The organism is Achromobacter sp. RT286_PF, assembly GCF_059760425.1.
Window position 1 is genome coordinate 20,703 of sequence record NZ_JCBAMR010000057.1, and the last position, 6,393, is coordinate 27,095.

At 65.4% G+C, this 6,393-nt stretch carries 6 protein-coding genes; 5 read left to right on the plus strand and 1 reads right to left on the minus strand.

What is annotated here, in order from left to right; translation table 11 throughout:
• Positions 1 to 5: 5 nt before the first annotated feature.
• Positions 6 to 944: a LysR substrate-binding domain-containing protein gene (locus tag AC6LJY_RS26370; RefSeq protein ID WP_046805527.1), complete on the minus strand. Its 939-nt coding sequence runs from the start codon at positions 942 to 944 to the stop codon at positions 6 to 8.
• 257 nt (positions 945 to 1,201) lie between these two features.
• On the opposite strand from AC6LJY_RS26370, the gene AC6LJY_RS26375 reads away from it, so the two are divergent.
• From AC6LJY_RS26375 to AC6LJY_RS26395, 5 genes are all read left to right on the plus strand, one after another.
• Positions 1,202 to 2,191 carry a Bug family tripartite tricarboxylate transporter substrate binding protein gene (locus AC6LJY_RS26375; RefSeq protein WP_498137133.1) on the plus strand — a complete coding sequence of 330 codons (990 nt, stop codon included), beginning with the start codon at positions 1,202 to 1,204 and terminating at the stop codon, positions 2,189 to 2,191.
• A gap of 71 nt (positions 2,192 to 2,262) precedes the next feature.
• A complete protein-coding gene (locus AC6LJY_RS26380; protein WP_046805529.1) occupies positions 2,263 to 3,138 on the plus strand; it encodes an N-formylglutamate amidohydrolase in 876 nt (291 codons plus the stop codon).
• Positions 3,139 to 3,459: 321 nt separating this feature from the next.
• Positions 3,460 to 4,578: a Re/Si-specific NAD(P)(+) transhydrogenase subunit alpha gene (locus AC6LJY_RS26385; RefSeq protein WP_046805530.1), complete on the plus strand. Its 1,119-nt coding sequence runs from the start codon at positions 3,460 to 3,462 to the stop codon at positions 4,576 to 4,578.
• Between the two features lie 2 nt (positions 4,579 to 4,580).
• Positions 4,581 to 4,904: an NAD(P) transhydrogenase subunit alpha part 2 gene (locus AC6LJY_RS26390; RefSeq protein ID WP_046805531.1), complete on the plus strand. Its 324-nt coding sequence runs from the start codon at positions 4,581 to 4,583 to the stop codon at positions 4,902 to 4,904.
• The gene (locus AC6LJY_RS26395; RefSeq protein WP_046805532.1) at positions 4,901 to 6,340 is read left to right on the plus strand and encodes an NAD(P)(+) transhydrogenase (Re/Si-specific) subunit beta; all 1,440 of its coding nucleotides are present in this window, start codon (positions 4,901 to 4,903) and stop codon (positions 6,338 to 6,340) included. Before AC6LJY_RS26390 ends, AC6LJY_RS26395 begins: the two co-directional genes overlap by 4 nt.
• Positions 6,341 to 6,393 lie beyond the last annotated feature (53 nt).

The following is a 6,393-nucleotide window of genomic DNA, read 5'->3' on the forward strand; positions in this document are numbered from 1 at the left end:
TGCGGCTATTTTAGTTCGGACGCGGCTTCGGGCGCCGGCTCGGCGTTGGGCTGCGGCTCTGCTGCCCGGGACACTTCCATCAGCCAGGCGCGAAACGCCTGCAAGGTGGGCAGGTTGGCCTTCTGCTCGGGGTAACACAGGTAATAGCCCATGCGCGCGCGGATCGGCAGTTTGATGGCCACGGCCAGCTTGCCGTCGCGCAACTCGTCTTCGATCAGGCAACGCGGAATCAGCGCCACGCCGAAACCGGCGGCGGCGGCCTGCGACAACAGCGCGTACTGGTCAAAGCGCGCGCCTTCCAGGCTGCGACGGCTGTCGCAGCCGGCTTGCTCGAACCAATCGCGCCAGCCCTCCAGCGCCGACGTATGGTGCAGCAGCGGATACGCCAGCAGGGCCTCGGGCGATGGACAGCCGCCCGGAATCAGGCGCGGGCTGCACACGGGCACGATGTCGCGGCCCACGATGTAGTCGGCGCCACTGCCCGGCCAGATGCCTTCGCCGAATCGCACGGCGGCATCCAGTTCAGGCGTGGAAAAATCGTAGCCCTGGCGGTGCGGCAGGAATTCAACGTGGATGTCGGGGCGCAAGCGCATGAAGGCCGTCAGGCGCGGGATCAACCAGCGCGCGCCAAACGTGGGCATACAGGTCAGGTTCAACGTGCCGCCCTGCCCTTGATGCGCAATCAGCTCGACGGTGGCCGCTTCGATCTGGCCCAAGCCCGCCTGAACCTTGGTCAGATAACTGCGGCCTGCCTCGGTCAGCACCAGGCCTTGCCTGATGCGCAGGAATAGTTCAACGCCTACGAACTCTTCCAGATGTTTCACCTGTTTACTGACGGCGCCTTGCGTGACGCACAATTCCTGCGCCGCCCGCGTAAAGCTGCTGTGCCGCGCGGCAACTTCAAATGCTTGAAGATCCGTTAAAGAGGGACAGAAACGTCGCATGATTCGCCCCCACGTCGCGTGGGGCTCCCGCCCCGGCGGGGCCTGATCGGGGGATGTTTCCCCGGCCTCGATCGCGTGTGCCGCCACCGGAAAAGTTACACAAAAGTAACGCCCGAATCGTGTCGGCAAACGGGAGGCATGAAAAAAAGTCATAGCTTACGGAGAAACTTTCGTTTGCGCAAACTGCCCCGCCAGGAAAGAATCGTTGCGTTTGCGACTGCCTTTGCGCATTCGCTTTCCATTTATTAGGGGAATCCATGCAACGCCGTAACGTAGTACTGGGCCTGTGTGTCGCCGCCGCGACCCTGGCCATGCCGCTGACCTCGGGTATCGCGCACGCTGAAGACGCGTATCCCAGCAAGCCCATCCGCCTGATCGTTCCCTTCCCGCCCGGAGGCACCACCGACATCGTCGGCCGCCTGTTCGCGGACAAGCTGGGCAAGGAACTGGGCCAGACCGTCGTGGTGGAAAACCGCGGTGGCGCGGGCGGCTCGATCGGCAGCGCATTCGTTGCCAGCAGCGCACCGGACGGCTACGTCCTGGGCATCGCCACGGTCAGCACGCACGGCATCAACCCGGCCATCTACCCGAACCTGCCGTTCGATGGCGAGAAGGACTTCACGCCCATCTCGAACCTGGCCGCCGTGCCGAACATCATGACGATCAACCCCAAGGTTGACGCCAAGAACATCGCCGACTTCATCAAGCTGGCCAAGAGCCAGCCGGGCAAGCTGACGTACGCGTCGGCCGGCAACGGTTCGGTTTCGCACATGATGGGCGAACTGTTCAAGATGGCCTCGGGCACCGACCTGATGCACGTTCCGTACCGTGGCGTGGGCCCGGCGCTGAACGACGCGCTGGCCGGCCAGGTCGACGTCATGTATGACAACCTGCCGTCCACCCTGCCGCACGTGCAGTCGGGCCGCCTGATCGCCATGGCCGTGGCCTCGCCCAAGCGCGTGGCCAGCCTGCCCAACGTGCCCACGTTCGCCGAAGCCGGCCTGCCGGCTGTGAACGACGCGTCGTGGTTCGGCCTGGTTGCCCCGGCCAAGCTGCCGGAACCCGTCCTGGCCAAGCTGAACGCCGCCGTGCAGAAGGTTAGCGCCGACGCCGACGTGAAGTCGCGCCTGGAAGCCCTGGGCGCCGAACCCGCCGCCAACAGCTCGGCCGACTTCGGCAAGCAGATCGCCGCTGAAATCGCCAAGAACAAGCGCATCGCCAAAGAAGCCAACGTGAAGATCGACTAAGCGATCTTCGGCCCGCGCCGCGCCATCACGGGCAGCGCGGGCCTTTCGAATCACGAACGCAACACCTCTATATGCGAATTACCCAACCCCTGTCTTACCGGCTCGACCTTCCGCAGCAATATCCCGATTCGGAGCCCTCGGCCCCGCTCGTGCTGGACTCTCCGCACAGCGGCACTGCCTACCCTCCCGACTTCGCCGCCGCGGTGGACTTTGGCGCGCTGCGCACTGCCGAGGACACCTGGGTTGACGACCTGTGGGGCGACGCGCTCGACATGGGCGTGCCGATGGTAGCCGCCGCGTTTCCGCGCGCCTACATCGACGCCAACCGCGCGGCCGACGAGATCGATGAATTGCTGCTGGACCAAGCCTGGCCGGATGCCGTCAACGCATCGCCCAAGGTCAAGCTGGGCAAGGGCCTGATCTGGCGCATGCTGGACGACGGCACGCCGCTGTACAACCGCAAGCTGACGGTCGAGGAAGTGCGCCACCGCATCGACGCCTGCTGGAAGCCGTACCACGCCGCCCTTGGCCAAGTGCTGGATTCGGCACACAAGAAGTTCGGCAAGGTCTGGCACATCAACTGCCACTCCATGCCCAGCGTGGCCGGCGCCTTCGCCACCGACCGCCCCGGCCTGGTTCACCCGGACTTCGTGTTGGGCGACCGCGACGGCAGCACCAGCGACCCGGCGTTCCGCGAGTTCATCGCGGCATGGCTGCGCGAGCGTGGCTATAACGTCACGGTCAACGACCCGTACAAGGGTGTCGAACTGGTGCGCGCTTTTGGCCGCCCCCAGGAAGGCCGCCACAGTTTGCAGATCGAAATCAACCGCAAGCTGTACATGGACGAAGTCACGCTGCGTCCGACCGAAAACTATGGCCGCCTGAAGGCCGATCTGCGCGACCTGACCGCTGCGCTGATCAACTGGACTCGCGCGCAAACGGCCTGACGCCGGACGTTTACGCGCAAGTGCCGGCCAGCGGCGTGGTAAGACTGGCCGGAGCAAGTGGGTTGCAAAACCCGGAGCCCCATGGTTCGCCATGGGGCTTTTTTTTTCGCCGCCACAAGGCGGCCAGCCCCCTCGGGGGGCAGCAAGCGAATGCAATGAGCGCAGCGTGGGGGCCCACTCCCTCGTGGGGGCAACGGCCCGCCGCCGGGCCGCCCCAAGGCGGGCCAGCCCCCTTGGGGGGCAGCGCGCGAATGCAATGAGCGCGCGTGGGGGCAACATTAACGTGTATAACTACGGCGAACCTTCTGAGGAGAGGCGTCGATGCACATCGGGATACCCAAAGAGACCCGAGACGGGGAAACCCGTGTCGCAGCAACACCGGAGACCGTCAAGAAGTACGTAGGCGGCAAACACACCGTTGTCGTGGAGCGCGGGGCCGGCGTCGCCGCCCGTTATCTTGACGACGCCTACGAGGCCGCGGGAGCCACGCTAGGCTCTGCCCAGGATGCCCTGGGCGCGGACCTGGTCATGAAGGTTCGCGCCCCCTCCGCCGATGAAGTGCCCCACATGAAGCGCGGGGCCGTCGTCATCGGCATGCTGGACCCGTTCGACGCCGAAGGCATCGAACAGATGGCCGCCGCCGGCCTGACCGGTTTTGCCCTGGAAGCCGCGCCCCGCATCACGCGCGCGCAAAGCCTGGATGTGCTGTCTTCCCAAGCCAACCTGGCCGGCTACAAAGCCGTGCTGCTGGCCGCCCACCACTACGGCCGGCTGATCCCCATGATGATGACCGCCGCCGGCACCCTCAAGGCCGCGCGCGCCGTGGTGCTGGGCACCGGCGTGGCCGGCCTTCAGGCCATTGCCACCGCCAAGCGCCTGGGCGCGGTCGTCGAGGCGTCCGACGTGCGCCCCGCCGCAAGGGAACAGGTCGAATCCCTGGGCGCCAAGTTCATCGACGTGCCTTTCGAAACCGACGAAGAACGCGAAATCGCGGAAGGCAAAGGCGGCTACGCGCGCGCCATGCCACCCGGATGGATGGCGCGGCAGGCGGCGTTGGTGTCCGAACGCTGCAAGCAGGCCGACATCGTCATCACCACCGCGCTGATCCCCGGCCGCCCCGCCCCCACGCTGGTGTCGGCCGACACCGTCGCGGCCATGCGACCCGGCTCCGTGTTGGTTGACCTGGCGGTCGAACGCGGTGGCAACTGCCCCCTGTCCGAACGCGGCAAGATCGTGGAAAAGCACGGCGTGACGATCGTCGGCCTGACCAACCTGCCCGGCCTGGTCGCCACCGACGCGTCCGCGCTCTATGCGCGCAACGTCATGGACTTCCTGAAGCTCATCATCAATGCGGACGGCGCGCTGGCGATCCAGCGCGACGATGAAATCGTGGCGGCCTGCCTGGTGTGCGAAGGCGGCAATGTGATGCAAAGGACCTGAACATGGAAGCGATCAACCCCACCCTGATGAATCTCATCATCTTCGTGCTGGCCATCTATGTCGGCTACCACGTTGTCTGGAACGTCACGCCCGCCTTGCACACGCCGTTGATGGCGGTGACCAACGCCATCTCCGCCATCATCATCGTAGGCGCCATGCTGGCAGCCGCACTGACCGAAGGTGGCCTGGCGCGCGGCATGGGTGTGTTCGCCGTGGCGCTGGCGGCCGTGAACGTGTTCGGTGGCTTTCTTGTCACGCGGCGCATGCTGGAAATGTTCAAGAAAAAGGATCGCAAGCCTGGCCCGGGCAAGGAGGAAGCGAAATGATCTCGCTTAACCTCGTCACCCTGCTCTACCTGATTGCCTCGGTCTGCTTCATCCAGGCGCTCAAGGGGCTGTCGCATCCGACCACGTCCCGGCTGGGCAACGCCTTCGGCATGGCCGGCATGGCCATCGCCGTGCTGACCACGGCAGCGCTCATCATCGGGCTGGCGCGCGAAGGCACCGCCACCATCGGCCTGGGCTGGGTCCTGCTCGGCCTGCTGGTGGGCGGTTCCATCGGCACCTTGATGGCCCGCCGCGTCGAGATGACGAAGATGCCCGAACTGGTCGCCTTCATGCACAGCATGATCGGCCTGGCGGCGGTCGCCATTGCGGTTGCCGTCGTCGCCGAGCCGCACGCCTTCGGCATCGTGCCGGCCGGCATGCTGATTCCCACCGGCAACCGCTTCGAGCTGTTCATCGGCACCTTCGTGGGCGCCATCACGTTCTCGGGCTCGGTCATCGCGTTCGGCAAGCTGTCGGGCAAGTACAAGTTCCGGCTGTTCCAAGGCGCGCCCGTCGTGTTCCCCGGCCAGCACATGCTGAATCTGGCGCTGGCGTTGGTGATGCTGGGCTGCGGCCTGTGGTTCATGCTGACGCAGGAATGGACGCCCTTCATCATCATGACGCTGGTGGCCTTCGTGCTGGGCGTGCTGATCATCATCCCCATCGGCGGCGCGGACATGCCGGTGGTGGTGTCGATGCTGAACAGCTATTCCGGTTGGGCGGCGGCGGGCATCGGCTTTTCGCTGAACAACCCGATGCTGATCATTGCCGGCTCGCTGGTCGGCTCGTCCGGCGCCATCCTGTCCTACATCATGTGCAAGGCGATGAACCGGTCGTTCTTCAACGTGATTCTGGGCGGGTTCGGCGGGCAGGCGGGCAGCGCGGCGGATGCGGGCGCGGCGCAGCAGCGCAGCGTCAAGTCGGGCAGCGCCGACGATGCGGCATTCCTGATGACCAACGCCGAAAGCGTGACGATCGTGCCGGGCTACGGCCTGGCAGTGGCGCGCGCGCAGCACGCGCTGAAAGAACTGGCCACCAAGCTCACGGAACGCGGCGTGACGGTCAAGTACGCCATCCACCCGGTGGCGGGCCGCATGCCCGGCCACATGAACGTGCTGTTGGCCGAAGCCGAAGTGCCCTACGACCAGGTCTTCGAAATGGACGACATCAACAGCGAGTTCGCGCAGACCGACGTCGTGCTGGTGCTGGGCGCGAACGACGTGGTCAACCCCGCCGCCAAGAACGATCCGAAGTCGCCCATTGCCGGCATGCCGATCCTGGAAGCCTACAAGGCGCGCACCGTCATCGTGAACAAGCGTTCGATGGCATCCGGCTACGCCGGGCTGGACAACGAGTTGTTCTACATGGACCGCACGATGATGGTCTTCGGCGATGCCAAGAAGGTGCTTGAGGATATGGTGAAGGCGGTCGAATAAACCGCCCCATGCCACGAACGCCCGGCGACGGGCGTTCGTGGCGCGCCTTCATC

Bases quoted from the DNA above. Each gene is read 5' to 3' on its own strand.
- AC6LJY_RS26370 (WP_046805527.1), bottom strand. From the start codon at position 944: ATGCGACGTTTCTGTCCCTCTTTAACGGATCTTCAAGCATTTGAAGTT.
- AC6LJY_RS26375 (WP_498137133.1), top strand. From the start codon at position 1,202: ATGCAACGCCGTAACGTAGTACTGGGCCTGTGTGTCGCCGCCGCGACC.
- AC6LJY_RS26380 (WP_046805529.1), top strand. From the start codon at position 2,263: ATGCGAATTACCCAACCCCTGTCTTACCGGCTCGACCTTCCGCAGCAA.
- AC6LJY_RS26385 (WP_046805530.1), top strand. From the start codon at position 3,460: ATGCACATCGGGATACCCAAAGAGACCCGAGACGGGGAAACCCGTGTC.
- AC6LJY_RS26390 (WP_046805531.1), top strand. From the start codon at position 4,581: ATGGAAGCGATCAACCCCACCCTGATGAATCTCATCATCTTCGTGCTG.
- AC6LJY_RS26395 (WP_046805532.1), top strand. From the start codon at position 4,901: ATGATCTCGCTTAACCTCGTCACCCTGCTCTACCTGATTGCCTCGGTC.